Origin of the sequence: Streptomyces sp. NPDC001868 (assembly GCF_040297125.1) — a bacterium.
Taxonomy (GTDB): domain Bacteria; phylum Actinomycetota; class Actinomycetes; order Streptomycetales; family Streptomycetaceae; genus Streptomyces.
This window is the reverse complement of sequence record NZ_JBEOYO010000030.1, coordinates 96230-109275: the sequence shown is the minus strand read 5'-3', so window position 1 is coordinate 109275 and position 13046 is coordinate 96230. Positions and strand designations below refer to the sequence as shown.

General features: G+C 70.6%; 12 protein-coding genes. 4 read left to right on the top strand and 8 right to left on the bottom strand.

The window, feature by feature from the left end; all coding sequences use genetic code 11:
- Positions 1 to 170 precede the first annotated feature (170 nt).
- From ABT147_RS29790 to ABT147_RS29775, 4 genes are read right to left on the bottom strand one after another with little or no spacing between them, the layout of a single operon-like run.
- On the bottom strand, positions 171 to 1214 hold the full coding sequence (locus ABT147_RS29790; RefSeq protein ID WP_351411737.1) for an NAD(P)-dependent alcohol dehydrogenase: 1044 nt from the start codon (positions 1212 to 1214) through the stop codon (positions 171 to 173).
- A 2-nt stretch (positions 1215 to 1216) separates the two neighbouring features.
- Positions 1217 to 2347, bottom strand: a complete 1131-nt coding sequence (locus tag ABT147_RS29785; protein WP_351411735.1) for an ABC transporter permease — start codon at positions 2345 to 2347, stop codon at positions 1217 to 1219.
- A gap of 27 nt (positions 2348 to 2374) precedes the next feature.
- A complete protein-coding gene (locus ABT147_RS29780) occupies positions 2375 to 3898 on the bottom strand; it encodes a sugar ABC transporter ATP-binding protein (protein WP_351411732.1) in 1524 nt (507 codons plus the stop codon).
- Positions 3883 to 5025, bottom strand: a complete 1143-nt coding sequence (locus tag ABT147_RS29775; protein ID WP_351411730.1) for a sugar ABC transporter substrate-binding protein — start codon at positions 5023 to 5025, stop codon at positions 3883 to 3885. Before ABT147_RS29775 ends, ABT147_RS29780 begins: the two co-directional genes overlap by 16 nt.
- A gap of 367 nt (positions 5026 to 5392) precedes the next feature.
- Here ABT147_RS29775 and ABT147_RS29770 point away from each other — a divergent pair, with 367 nt between their 5' ends.
- The 4 genes from ABT147_RS29770 to ABT147_RS29755 are packed head-to-tail and all read left to right on the top strand — an operon-like array spanning position 5393 to position 8396.
- Positions 5393 to 6802 carry an aromatic ring-hydroxylating oxygenase subunit alpha gene (locus ABT147_RS29770; protein WP_351411727.1) on the top strand — a complete coding sequence of 470 codons (1410 nt, stop codon included), beginning with the start codon at positions 5393 to 5395 and terminating at the stop codon, positions 6800 to 6802.
- A gap of 8 nt (positions 6803 to 6810) precedes the next feature.
- Complete coding sequence (locus ABT147_RS29765; protein ID WP_351411725.1) at positions 6811 to 7113, top strand: 2Fe-2S iron-sulfur cluster-binding protein; 303 nt, start codon at positions 6811 to 6813, stop codon at positions 7111 to 7113.
- 7 nt (positions 7114 to 7120) lie between these two features.
- Positions 7121 to 7336: a transposase gene (locus ABT147_RS29760; RefSeq protein WP_351411723.1), complete on the top strand. Its 216-nt coding sequence runs from the start codon at positions 7121 to 7123 to the stop codon at positions 7334 to 7336.
- A gap of 4 nt (positions 7337 to 7340) precedes the next feature.
- Complete coding sequence (locus ABT147_RS29755) at positions 7341 to 8396, top strand: NADP-dependent oxidoreductase (protein WP_351411720.1); 1056 nt, start codon at positions 7341 to 7343, stop codon at positions 8394 to 8396.
- Positions 8397 to 8409: 13 nt separating this feature from the next.
- On the opposite strand, the gene ABT147_RS29750 is transcribed toward ABT147_RS29755, so the two are convergent.
- The 4 genes from ABT147_RS29750 to ABT147_RS29735 form a co-directional block, all read right to left on the bottom strand.
- Positions 8410 to 9429 carry a glycosyltransferase family 2 protein gene (locus tag ABT147_RS29750; RefSeq protein WP_351411718.1) on the bottom strand — a complete coding sequence of 340 codons (1020 nt, stop codon included), beginning with the start codon at positions 9427 to 9429 and terminating at the stop codon, positions 8410 to 8412.
- A gap of 151 nt (positions 9430 to 9580) precedes the next feature.
- Entirely contained in the window at positions 9581 to 9982 is a 402-nt protein-coding gene (locus ABT147_RS29745) for a hypothetical protein (RefSeq protein WP_351411715.1), read from the bottom strand.
- Between the two features lie 163 nt (positions 9983 to 10145).
- Entirely contained in the window at positions 10146 to 12524 is a 2379-nt protein-coding gene (locus ABT147_RS29740; RefSeq protein ID WP_351411713.1) for a glycosyltransferase, read from the bottom strand.
- A 175-nt stretch (positions 12525 to 12699) separates the two neighbouring features.
- Complete coding sequence (locus ABT147_RS29735; protein ID WP_351411712.1) at positions 12700 to 13014, bottom strand: putative quinol monooxygenase; 315 nt, start codon at positions 13012 to 13014, stop codon at positions 12700 to 12702.
- Positions 13015 to 13046 lie beyond the last annotated feature (32 nt).

The following is a 13046-nucleotide window of genomic DNA, read 5'->3' as shown; positions in this document are numbered from 1 at the left end:
TGCCCCCCCCGGCCCCCCCCCCTCTTTTGGGGGGCGCGGGGAACTGCGCGAACGGGGTCCGGGGCGGAGCCCCGAGTCTTTGACGGGGGGTCGAAGGGGCGCGCAGCCCCTGGGGATGGGACGGGTAGGGGCGGCGGGGGCGAGAAAGGCACCGGGGTTGCCCACCCCGCTCAGCCGTGCGGCAGCACCACCGCCCGGCCGTTGATGTCCCCCGCATGCAGCCGCTCATAGGCCACCGGCGCCTCCTCCAGAGAGAACGTCTCGACATGGGAGGAGACAAGCCCCTGCCGCGCCAGCTCGACGACCTCCATCAGCTCCGCACGGCTCCCCCAGTAGGGAAACGTGGCGGACACCTCGAACGGCAACCCCCCACCGAAGCCCACCGCGAGCGTGCCCCCACCGATGCCCACGACGGTCACATCCCCCTCGACGGCCACCGCCGCCGCGGCGACCGCCAGCGTCGCCTGGGCCCCGACGAAGTCCAGCACCACCTCCGCCCCCGTCCCACCGGTGAGTTCCCGGATCCGCCCGGCCGCCGAGTCGTCGGAGAGCAGCGCCTCATGGGCGCCGACGGCCCTCGCCAGCTCCAGCTTCTCCGTGCCGAGGTCGAGGGCGATCACCCGGGCCGGCGTCAGCGCGCGCAGCAGCTGGACGGCGAGATGGCCGAGCCCACCGACGCCGATCACGACCGCGGTGCTGCCCGGGACCAGCTTGGGCAGGGACTTCACGAGGGCGTGATACGGGGTCAGCCCGGCGTCGGTGAGCGGTGCCGCCTGCACCGGGTCGAGCCCGTCGAGGGGAACCAGATGGCGGGGCGACTTCACCAGCATGTACTCGGCCAGGGCGCCGGGGGAGCCGAGTCCGGGCGGCAGGATGCCGAGCCGGGCGGCGTGCGGGCAGCAGTTCTCCTTTCCCACGGCGCACTTGTGGCAGCGACCGCAGCCCCACGGGCCGTACACCGCCACCGCCTCGCCCTCCGCCGGCCCCTTGACTCCGCTGCCCAGGGCCGCGACGGTGCCGACCCCCTCGTGGCCGAGCGTCATGGGCAGCTGGTACGGGAACTGCTCCTCGGGCCAGCCCATGACCGCCAGGTCGGAGTGGCACAGGCCCGCCGCCGTCACCTTCAACAGCACCTGGCCCGGGCCGGGTTCCGGCACGGGGATGTCGACGACCTCGGGGGCTTGCCCCACCTTCAGGTACTGCAGAGCCTTCATTCTCACTTCTCCTTGCTGGGAGCAGGCGGGGCCGTGCCCTCCGCGGGAGCCTCGGGGCCGGCATCCGAGGGGTTCCCCCTGCGGCGGCGCAGGACAGCGGGCAGGACGATCCGGCCACCCGTCAGGACCAGCGCGACGATGAGGACCGAGCCGGTGAACAGGCTCGCGGCCCACGGGGCACTGGTGGCGAGCCCGAGGCCGGTGACGCCGGTGCCGAGCAGCAGGACCGCGAGGACCGTGCCCCAGGCGTTGAAGCGTCCGGCGCGCAGCTGGGTCGCCCCGACGAAGGCCGCGGCGTAGGCCGACAGCAGATACGGGGTGCCGGCGGTCGGTGATCCCGATCCGACGGAGGACGCGAAGACGATGCCCGCGAAACCGGAGAGCAGCGCGGAGGACACCAGCGTCAGAAAGCGCAGCCGGTCGGTGCGCACCCCTTGCAACCGTGCGGCGTCGGCGTTGAAGCCGGTCGCGTACAACCGGCGCCCGGTCGCGGTGTGTTCCAGCAGGAACCAGATGGTCACGGCGGCGAGCAGCAGATACAGCACCGGCAGTGTGATGCCGCCGGCGTCCAGCTGGGCGATGCTCGCGAACGGCTCGGCGAGCAGGGGCAGGCCGGTGATGGAGCTGTCGTTGGTGACCATGGTGATCAGCGACTGGATGAGCGCACCGGTCGCCAGGGTGGCGATGAAGGAGTCGACGCGCAGCACCACCACGACGATGCCGTTGACGACTCCGACCAGCAGTGCGGCGGTCATGGCCAGGGCGATCGCGGCGGCGGGCCCGAGGCCGGTGGAGACCAGGAAGTAGGCGGTCAGCACGCTGGTCAGCGACATGGTGTAGGCGACCGAGAGGTCGAAGACACGGGCGGCCAGCGGGGGGACGACGCTGAGCGCCACCAGCCCGGCCACGGCGTTGCCGTTCAGGATCTGCTTGACCGTGGTGGTGGTCGGGAACGTCTCCGGTGCCCAGACGGAGAAGAGCACGGCGATGACCAGCCACACGTAGACGGCGCCGATGTTCCGGAAGGACAGGGCGGACACCGCGCGTCGGACCGGTGTCCCCGGTACGGACACCGCGGATCTCTCCGGTGCGGACGGCGGGAGCTCCGCCGCCCGCGTCGGGATGGACGTCATGTCACTCGGTTCCTTCCAGGACTCATGTCACTCGGTTCCTTCCATGGCGTGCACGAGCGCGGGCTCGGTGATGTCCTGGCCGCTGATCTCCCGTGCGATCCGGCCGTCCCGCACCACCAGGACACGGGTGCACAGCGACAGCAGGTCCTGTGTGTCGGAGGAGGACACGAGAACGCCCATGCCCTCGGCGGCCTGCCGCTCTATCAGGTCGTACAGCTGGAGGCGCGTGGCGATGTCCACCCCCGCCGTGGGTTCGCACAGCGTCAGGACCGGCGGGCGCCGGGCCAGACAGCGGGCCATGACGACCTTCTGCTGGTTGCCGCCGCTCAGCGTGGTGATCCGGGCGGCGCGTCCGGCCGTACGCACGCCGACCCGGCGGATCCAGTCCTCCGCCAGGGCGGACTCGCGGCGCCGGCTCAGCCGTCCGGAGCGGGCGCGCAGCCGGTCCAGGAGCGACAGGGTGAGGTTCTCGCCGACCGAGAAGTCGCCGATCACTCCCTCGCCCGCCCGGTCCGCCGGGACCAGGGGAAGGCCCAGGCGGTCGGCGTCCCGGGCCCGGGTCCACCGCTCGGAGCGCTCCGGCAGCCGCAGCCTGCCGCTCACCCGCCCGGCATGGGCCCCGCACACCGCGTACGGGACGATCTCGTGGCCGGAGCCGACCAGGCCCGTGATGCCCAGGCGTTCGCCCCTGGCCAGGTCGAAGCCGATCCCGCGCAGTGGCCCGGCCCACAGGTCGCGGACCTCCAGCACGGGGTCGGCGCCACCGGAGGGGAGTGCGGGACGGTGGTCGGTCTCCGTCTCCTCGCCCGCCATCAGCTCCGCCAGCGCACGCGGGGTGAGTTCGGCGACCCGCCGGGTGGCGATCCGGCGTCCGCCGCGGATCACGGTGACCCGGTCGGCGAGCGCGAAGATCTCGTCCATCCGGTGCGAGACGTACAGCACGCCCGCGCCCGCGTCGCGGACCTCCCGCACGATGTCGAAGAGGCGGGCCACCTCACCGGGCGGCAGCACGGCGGTCGGCTCGTCGAGGACCAGGACACCGCGGCGGCCCTCCCAGCCCTGGAGCGCGGCGGCGATGGCCACCACCGTGCGCTGGACGGGGGGCGCCGTCGCCAGGGGCCTGCGTACGTCGATGCCGAGGCCGAACCGTTCGACGAGGGCGCTCGTCCGCCGCTCCATCTCCGGCCAGCGGATGTTGCCGAAGGCCGTCCGGGCGAAGCCATGGCTGAGCGCGAGGTTGTCGATGGCGCTCAACTCGCCCACCAGACCCAGCTCCTGGTGGACGAAGCGGAGCCGGTCGTGCCGGGAGGACGTGACCTGACCGAGGTCGAAGGGTTCGCCGTCGAGTTCGGCCACCGCGCCCGGCTCCGCGTGGTGGTAGCCGGCCAGGATCTTGATCAGGGTGGACTTGCCGGAGCCGTTGGGCCCGATCAGGGCGTGGATCTCGCCGGGCGAGACCTCCAGATCGACGTCCTTCAGGGCCTGGGTGCCGCCGAATCTCTTCGACAGGGCGGCCACCCGCAGCACCGGCCCGGTCAACTCAGTCCCCACAGCGCCTTGAACTGCGCCTGGTAGTCCTCGACGATCGGGAAGTCACCGTCGGCCGAGGGCAGGTTGTCCTTGGTGACGAGCATGTTGGGCAGCTCCGCCCGCTGGTCCACGTCCATGGGCTGACCGGTGAAGTACCGGGCCAGCGCGTCGGCCTGGAGCCAGGCCGTCTCATGGGAGTTGAGCGCCATCGCGCCGTCGGTGAGACCGCTCTGGATGTACTGGTAGTTCTGCGCGTCGCCGACGTTGACGACGATGTGCTTGCCGGTGACACCGGCGGTCTTCAGCGCGGCCGGCACACCCACGTTGAGCAGGCCCAGGGAGAAGACGACATGGGTCACCTTCGGGTGCGACCGGAGGTACGACACCACACGGTCCGGCATGTCCTTGCCCACGGCGGTGATCGGCACGTCCACGTTGTCCAGCGCACAACCGTCGCACCACTCCTGGTACTTGGCCGCGAAGGTGTCCTTGACCGGCTTGAGGATGGTGTAGGCCGGAAGGTCGAAGTAGACGGTGTTCGCCTCGGCGCCGCTGTTCGACACCACCCATGAGGCGAGCATCTCGCCCTGGATGCCGACGTCGTCCGGCCCGTTCTTCAGCAGGGAGACGCCGTCGCCCAGCACGTCGTCGGCGTTCGACTGGATGACGGGGATGTCGGCCGCCTTCAGCCGCGCCAGCTGCTTGGCGTAGACGGCACGCGGGAAACCGGAGGCGATGACGGCGTCCGGCTTGTCGCGCAGGGCCTGTTCGTAGGCGGCCTGGACGGTCTCCGGGGTGCCCTGGGTGGCGATCTGCTTCACCTTCCAGCCGAGTTCCTCGGCGGCCTCGGTGAAGAAGTCGGCGAGGTCCTTGCAGGACTGGACACCGCAGAGGATGAAGTCGATCTTCTTGCCCTTGGGGATCTTCTTGCCGACGGGCTCGGTGACGGAGATCGAGGCCGGGCGCTCGGAGTACTTCGCCAGGGCCTCGCGGGCCGCCGTCAGGCCGGGGGAGCCGGGCGCCGCCGCCTGTGTGGAGTCGGCGGCCGGAGTGGCGCCGGTGCCGCACGCCGCCAGGGCGAGCAGGGAGGCGACGGGGACGGTCGCGGTGAGGGCGCGGCGGACCGCGCGACGGGGTCTGGAACTCATCGTTGAGTACTCCCGTGGTGAGTCGCCTGGGCTGCCGCGCCCCGCGTCGCTTCCGCGTCCGCGGCGGTCGGGCTCCGGTCAGGCGGATCGGTTCTGTGTCGCCCCGGGGCGCGGACGCCATGGGGCGGGGGCCGGACGGCAGAGACCGTCCGGGAACGGAGAAACTTTTGAGGAACTACAGCCTCAAGTGGGTCGGAGTGTGACATGCCCCGGCGGTCTTGGGGAGAGGTCCGCCGCAGGGAATTCCAGGCCCATGGGTGAATGGGGTGGTGAGAGACGAAGCCGTCGGGGTCGTTCGCCGACGTGAGTGTTGCTCCATACCGCCACCCGTAACTACACTCACTCTAAAGTTTCTGCCGGAGGAGAGATGATGGACGAAACGTCGGAGCCGGCCACTGCGCGGTGCCCCGGGCCCAGCGTCCAGGACTACCTCGACCAGGACAGCCGCCCCGTTCCCCCCGCCCTGCGGTTCGAGCGCAACGACCCCCTCGGCAGCGAGGACATCGACACCGCCCGCTTCACCTCCCGCGAGTGGGCCGAGCGCGAGATGCGGCAGGTCTGGCGGCGCGTCTGGCAGTTCGCCTGCCTGGAGAGCGAGATTCCCGAGGTCGGCGACCACGAGGTCTACGAGATCGGCGACGACTCCCTCATCGTCGTCCGCACGGCCCCCGACGAGATCCGCGCCTACGTCAACGTCTGTCTGCACCGCGGCCGCAAACTGCGCACGAGCGGCGGCAACGTCGGCGAGTTCCGCTGCTCGTTCCACGGCTTCGCCTGGAACCTCGACGGCACCATGCGGACCCCGCCCTGCGCCTGGGACTTCCCGCACGTCACCCCCGAGAAGTTCGCCCTCCCCGAGGCGCGGGTGGCCACCTGGCGCGGCTTCGTCTTCATCAACATGGACCCGTACGCCGAGTCCTTCGACAGCTACCGCGGCACCTTCGACGAGTACTACATCTGGCCGCTGGAGAACCGCTACAAATCGCTGCACATCGGCAAGGTGCTGCCCTGCAACTGGAAGGTCGCGCAGGACGCGTTCATCGAGTCCTTCCATGTGATCGCCACCCACCCGCAGATGCTGCCGTGGCTCGCCGACGCCAACTCGCAGTACGACGTCATGGCGGACCAGCCGAACTGGAACCGGATGATCAACATCCAGGGCGCGCCCAGCCCGCACGTGGCGGACTCCGTCACGGAGGAGGACGTCCTGGAGACCTTCTACGACTCACGGTCCTTCTACGCCGCCGCGCAGGGCCGTGACCTGGTGATGCGGGAGGGTGACGAACTGCCGGCGATCCCGCCCGGCGGCACCGCCCGCCAGGTCCTCGCCGAACGGATGCGTGCCCAGCTGGCGGCCACCTCGCAGCAGGACTTCTCGAAGACCCCCGACACCGAACTCCTCGACGCCATCAACTACTTGCTGTTCCCCAACTTCAACCCCTGGGGCGGCGCCAAGTCGAACATCATCTACCGGTTCCGGCCCCACGGCCTTGACCCCGACTCCTGCACCGCCGAGATCATCTTCATGTCGTCCCCGAAGCAGCCCGGCGAGACACCGCCCCCGGCGAAGATCCGCTGGATACCGGAGGACACACTCTTCGCCGACATCCCCGAACTGGGCGTGCTCGGACCCGTCTTCGACCAGGACTGCGAGAACCTGCCCTACGTCCAGCAGGGCCTGAAGGCGATGCGCAAGCCGGGCATCACCCTCGCCAACTACCAGGAGAGCCGCATCCGCCACTTCAACCGGACGCTCGACCAGTGGATGGACAAGTGAGCCACCGGGTGGCGGTCAGACCCTCCGGCGTCGAGCTCGAAGTACTCGACGGCGAGGACCTGTTCACCGCCGCCGAGCGGCTCGGCTACCGCTGGCCCACGCTCTGCGGCGGACAGGGCACCTGCCGTACCTGCTTCGTCCAGGTCGACGAGGGCGCCGAGAACTGTTCCCCGGTGGGCCCGCTGGAGCGCGAGGGCATCGAGTCCCTGCGCAGGCCGGTGGACGGCCTGACCCGGCTCGCCTGCCGGCTCCGGGTCGAGGGCCCGGTCACCGTGACCAAGCGCGGCGTACGCCGCCGAGTGCAGGAGTGAGGCCCCCATGCCCAAGCAAGTGATCCACCCGCTGACCGGGCATGTGTACCGGCTCACCGAGGACGGCCTGGTCGAGGTGACCGACCCGAAGACCGGCGCGCGGGGCGTCTTCGACTTCCAGGCCCGCTGGCAGTCGGGCGAACTGCGCCACGCCGATCTGCAGATGGCCGGCTGGGTGGGGCGGCTCGCCCGGCGGCGCGGCACCCTGCAGCCGGGGGAGTGACCCGGTGACACCCCGAACCACGCGCGTGGTCTGTCTGGTGCGCCGGCCCGCAGGGGAACCGGTGCCCGACGACTTCGCCGTCGAGGAGCGCCCGCTGCCACCCGTGGGTGAGGGGCACCTGCTCGTCCGCAACCTCTACATGAGCGTCGACCCGTCCATGCGGGGGCGCCTGGAGAGCACCGAGAAGCACTACACGCACAACTTCACTCCCGGCTCGCCGCTCGACGGCCGGGCTCTCGGCGTGGTGGAGGAGAGCCGCTGCCCTGCGGTGCCGGCCGGCGCCTTCGTACGACACCAGCTCGGCTGGCGGGAGCGGGCCGTGCTGGACGCGGCGGACACCGACGGCGCGGAGCGCATCGACCCAGGGCTCGCCCCGCTGCCCACCTGGCTGGGGCTGCTCGGCCAGACCGGCTTCACGGCGTACGTCGGCCTGACCCGCGTCGCCGGACTCCGCCCCGGCGACACCGTCCTCGTCTCGGCCGCGGCCGGGGCCGTCGGCACAGCCGCCGGCCAGTTCGCGCGTCTGCTGGGCGCGGAGCGTGTCATCGGGACCGCCGGAGGGCCGGACAAATGCGCCCTGCTGGTGAAGGAGTTCGGCTACGACGCCGCCGCCGACTACCGTGCCGAGCCGGTCCGCGAGGCGCTGGCCCGGCTGGCACCCGACGGTGTCGACGTCTACTTCGACAATGTCGGCGGTGAGCAACTGGCCGCCGCCCTGCACGCGTTGCGCACCGGTGGGCGGGTAGCCCTGTGCGGCATGATGTCGCAGTTCGGCGGCGACGGACGGTCCGCCGACATCAACCAGCTGATCCAGGCGGTCCTCAAGCGGCTGACGCTGCGCGGCTTCATCGTCCGCGACCACGACGACCTGCGGCCGGAGTTCGAGCGACGGGTCGCGGGCTGGCTCGCCGAGGGCCGGATCACCGCCCGCGAGACGGTCGTGGACGGCCTGGACAACGCGGCGGGGGCGCTGCTGTCCCTGCTGGCCGGTGGCAACACCGGCAAGATGCTGGTCCGGCTGGCACCGGACCCGTACGGCCGTACGTCGGCCACCGGATGAGCCGGCCACCGCGTCAGACGGCGGAAACCGTTGCCGGGGCGGGAGCCTTCCCCCGGGCGGCGTCCTTCTCCGGGAGGGGAGCCTTCTCCGGAACGGGCGGATCGGCGGCACCGTCGCGAGCGGCCAGTGCCTTCTCCAGCCGCTTGATGTGGTAGTACTGCACCCGCGCGGTGCGCTGCAGGGCCATGACGGCGGTCAGGAACTGGTCCATCTCGGCAGCCCGGGTGAGGATGTCGTCGGGCACCTGCTCGTCCCGCAGGCAGGCTTCCGCGTCCTGGCTGAGCACGGCCCGCGCCCAGCCCCGGGTGACCGGCTTGAACAGGCTCGGATGCTTGGCGACGATCCGCGCCCGGATGGCCAGGTCGTTCTCGGCGGCTTCCAGATGCAGTCCGGTGTCCTTGTTGCGCGCCCCGAACAGCGGCTCATGGATGTGGTGGGCGTCGAAGCCGTGCTCGACGCAGCCGATCCAGAAGTCCCAGTCCTCTCCGGCCCGCATGGTCTCGTCGTACCCGCCCACGGTCTGCCACACCTCACGTCGGTACAGCGAGCAGTAGAACATGATCAGTCGCTGGAGCATCAGCTCCCTGCTGTAGGCGGGGAGGGGCATCGCCTGCGGGGGGAGATCGTCGTCGGTGAAGGTGAACACATCGGTCGAGGCGATGGCGATGCCGGGGTCGGCGTCCAGGACCGCGACGGTCTTCTCCAGCATCGTGGGAGCGATCACGTCGTCGGCGTCCAGCGGAAGGACGTAGCGGCCCGTGGCCGCCGCGATCCCGGTGTTGCGCGCGGCGGAGACGCCGGCGTTGGCCTGCTGGAGCAGCCTGACGCGCCGGTCGGGATGGCGGTCGATCAGGGACTTGACCACCTCGACGGTGTTGTCGGTGCTGCCGTCGTCCACGATGACGAGCTCCCAGTCCTGAAAGGTCTGGGCGAGCACGCTGGAATGGGCCTCGGGCAGATAGCGGGCGTAGTCATGGCAGGGGATGACCACCGAGACCACGGGGTCGGAACTGCGGGGGCTGTGCGGCGGCATACGCGGTCTTTCGCTTCGGAACGGGAAGACGGAGTGACGGGAGCCGGGAGGACGCGGGCTGCGACGGGTGGTCGGCTGTGGTGTGCTGGGCGCGGGGCGCCCCCCCGGCCCTCTTCGAGGGCCACGCCCGAGCAGACCGCTGGATCAAGCGCTAGCTGTACTGGTGCTGATCCCTGTAGTGGTGGTCGCGCCCGTGCTCGTGGTGGTCGCCTACGTGCTCGTGCTGGTCCAGGCACAGGCCGTAGTCGGTGATGGTGACGTTGCCGATCGGCGTGCAGCAGTACCCGTAGTCGGTGATCGTGACGTTGCCCACCGGCGTGCAGCAGTGCCCGTAGTCGGTGATGGTGACGTTGCCGATCGGCGTGCAGGGGGGCCCGGACACGGGGGTGACGCCGGCCTCGCCGTCTATGGACTGCCCTTGGTATCCGTACTTCGCGGACGCTGTCAGCGTGTCCGGACCGATGGCGGCGTAGGCCGCCTCCGCGGTGCTGAGCAGACCGGCGGTGGCCAGTGCCGCGGGGAGGGCCAGCGAGGTGATGACACGGGCTTTCACGGTGGTGCCTTTCTGCAGGGGATGGGGACCTGCCCCGAAGCGCCGGAACCTCCACGGCGAGGGCAGTGGAACCACCGTAAAATTGCTCACTTAATGTGTCAAAGCGAACACTCACCGTGAGTGAGGTGGCTGAATCGACGCCCGCCCGGCCCCCCTCCGCCGGTCAGGAAAGGGACACGGCTTCGGTGCGCGCCCGTTCCGGTACGGCATGGTGCGGATGCACCACTTCCAGATCCGGCAGCGCCCAGCAGGCGGTGCCCATGTCCTGGGCCATCGCGGCCAGCCCCTCGGTCTCGATGAGTTGCCGGTAGGGGAAGGACGGGAAGGCGAGGCCGTCGCGGTGCAGGTCGGCGCGCACCAGCAACACGGTGCCGCCGACCGAGTCGACGCGGACGAGTCCCTGCCCGCGCAGCTCGTCGAGGTACATCCGGCCGAAGCCCTTGGGGGGCTGAAGGATGCCGTCGCGAAGCCACTGAGTCCAGTTGAGCGCGCCGGATCCGGGCCTGAGCGCAAAGGTGTTGAGGTCGTACGTGGGCCCACCGGGTGCGGTGGCGCAGTGCGGGACGACGATGTCCTTGCGCGCGCCGAGCAGGCGTTGGACGAGGTCCGTCGGGTAGTCCGTGACGTCGACGTCGAGCCACAGCACCCACTCCTCGTCGATCAGCGCCCGGGAGAGAAGATGGTTGCGCACCTTGGCCAGCACCGACCGACGCCGGCGCTGGATGCCGGGCTCCCAACGGGGACCGGCCAACTGGAGGCCGAAATCGCGGCGTACGAGCGTCACCCGCCGGAACTCCGCCTCGAGGTCCGGCAGGACCTGCCGGAGGAGTTCGGGCGTCGTGTCCCCGCTGTCACCCTCCAGCAGGCCCAGCGAGATCGCCCCCCGCGGATAGTCCAGGGCGCGAAGGCGGTCCAGGTAGACGGGCAGGAACGCGGCCGCGTCCTTGAGCGGGGTGAGCACCAGCACCGAGGGCCGCTCCTCGGCCGGCGCCGGGGCGGGCTCGGGGGCCGCCTGCGGTTTCCGCTCGGGGGTTCGGGCGGCTTCGGCACCGGTCTCGGCGTGGGCGATGTCCCCCGGTTCGAGCGGCAGCCGGGTCGCCATGGCCAGCAACCGCTCGGCGTAGGCGTCGGGTTCGGCCCAGATCTGGGTCGCCACCTCGAAGTGCTCCGCGAAATGCGACTCGTCGAACGTGTTGTTCCCATGGCACACGTAGGTGTACAGCTCGGGCGCGTCGACCGAAACGACCCGGCAGCTCCGGACCACCTCTTCCGCCACCGGGGTGTCCTCGCCCCGACGCAGCGCCGGGTAGCGCGGAAGCCGGTCCTTCGCGCACACCATCGACCCTTCCCAGACCCGCGCACAAGAGATCGCGAGCCGGCGGCGGGCGGGCCACCACAACCGCTCACGGGCAAGGAAGCAGGCCTCGGCGCCGAGCGCGAGAATCGCCGCCATCTGCGTCTCGACCCGCTCCGGGTCGTACAGGTCGTCGTCGTCCCACTGGCATACGTAGGGGCCGGTGGCCCGGTCCACCGCCTCGTTGCGCAGTTCCCCCAGCGTCCGGCCCTCCGAGGGGAGCCGGTGATGGCGGATCCGCGGGTCGTCCAGATCACGGATGTGCTGCTCGAGGGCGTCATCAGTGCCGTCCTCCACCACGACCAGTTCAAGGTTCGCGTAGGTCTGGGCGCGGAAGCACGTGATCGCACGTTGTGCCGTCGCCGACCGGTCCTTGGTCACCATCAGGCATGACACCGTCGGCGCGGGCGCGCCCGAGGCCCAGCGGCGGCGCTGTGCCTCCACGTTGAGCAGGCCGTCGGCGACCGGTTGCAGTTCCTGGCTGGCCCAGAACGGGAACCGTGTGACCGGGGAGAGCCGCGGCGTGGCCGGGGTGTCGCACGCCCAGCTGCCCGACCAGTGGTGCACGGCGTTCGCACGGTCGTAGTCCGCTTCCTGCGGGCCGAACAGCTCTGTCGCGTACGGGCTCACTTCGGGGTACAGGACCTCCGGGGCGAGAACCGTGATCGAGTCCGGCTCCGGGGAGCTGTCGATCGCTCGGGTGAGGAAGAACGGGCCTGTCGCGTCGAGCGTGTTGGACTGCTTGTGGGCGCCGATCAGTTGCCGGTGCACATGGGCCCAGAAGGGGTGGCCCGGCCGTGACGCGATGAACGCGTTGCCGACGATGCGGTCGAAGCCGCGCCGGCGGGCGAGCAGCAGCCGTGTGTGCGCCTCGGGCTCGCAGCCGAGGACGAGTTCCCGCCCGTCAAGGATTCCATCGACCGGGCTCAGGCACTCGAAGTCCAGATCCACGTAGAGCCCGCCGAAATGGTCGAGCAGGAAATAGCGGATCGCGTCGGCCCGCATGATCGCTTCGGGGTAGCCGTCGTAAACCGGCAGGAACCAGGGATGGTGCTCCTGGAGGAATGCGCGGTTGTCCGCGTCGGTCCACAACCGGTACCCCCAGCCGGGGTGGTGCAGCCGCCAGGACTCGGACCACTTCTGCCATTGCGGCGGGAGATCGGAGTCCTTCCACGTCTGGTGAATCAAGTGAGGAATTGTCTTTTGTGCAGGCATTCGCACAGTATGTCGGGCTGTTCGGTCAATGGGCTTTCCCGTTGGGCCCGTCGGTGGACCATTCACCCGGGAGGCCCCCCTCCTGGAAGCGCGGCGGATGAAGGAACCGGCCGGCATCGGCTTCTCCAGGGGGCCGCCGTCGGCGGACTCAGCGCATGGGCCGTGCGGCGGTGACGCCGAACGCGTCCAACGAGACACCCACCCGGGTCAGTTCGGCCACCGCGGTCCGGAAGTCCTTGATGTGCGGGGTGGCGAAGTGCTCGTCGAGGGCCTGCTGGGAGGCCCAGCGCTCGTACACCCGGATGCGCCGCTCGTCGGTGGGATCGGCGGTCATCGCGTAGTCCAGGCAGCCGGGTTCCTCCGCGCGGGTACGGTGGCCCAGCTCGACGAGGTGCTCCAGCATCGTGTCGCGGTCGCCGGGTGCGTAGTCCATCCAGCCGGCGACGATGACTTCCTCTGCCACGGTGGTCCTTTCGTGGTCGTGCCCGCGGGCCC

Coding starts and splice junctions, on each gene's coding strand:
- ABT147_RS29750 (WP_351411718.1), bottom strand. CDS start 9,429: ATGCCGCCGCACAGCCCCCGCAGTTCCGACCCCGTGGTCTCGGTGGTC.
- ABT147_RS29790 (WP_351411737.1), bottom strand. CDS start 1,214: ATGAAGGCTCTGCAGTACCTGAAGGTGGGGCAAGCCCCCGAGGTCGTC.
- ABT147_RS29785 (WP_351411735.1), bottom strand. CDS start 2,347: ATGACGTCCATCCCGACGCGGGCGGCGGAGCTCCCGCCGTCCGCACCG.
- ABT147_RS29775 (WP_351411730.1), bottom strand. CDS start 5,025: ATGAGTTCCAGACCCCGTCGCGCGGTCCGCCGCGCCCTCACCGCGACC.
- ABT147_RS29760 (WP_351411723.1), top strand. CDS start 7,121: ATGCCCAAGCAAGTGATCCACCCGCTGACCGGGCATGTGTACCGGCTC.
- ABT147_RS29770 (WP_351411727.1), top strand. CDS start 5,393: ATGATGGACGAAACGTCGGAGCCGGCCACTGCGCGGTGCCCCGGGCCC.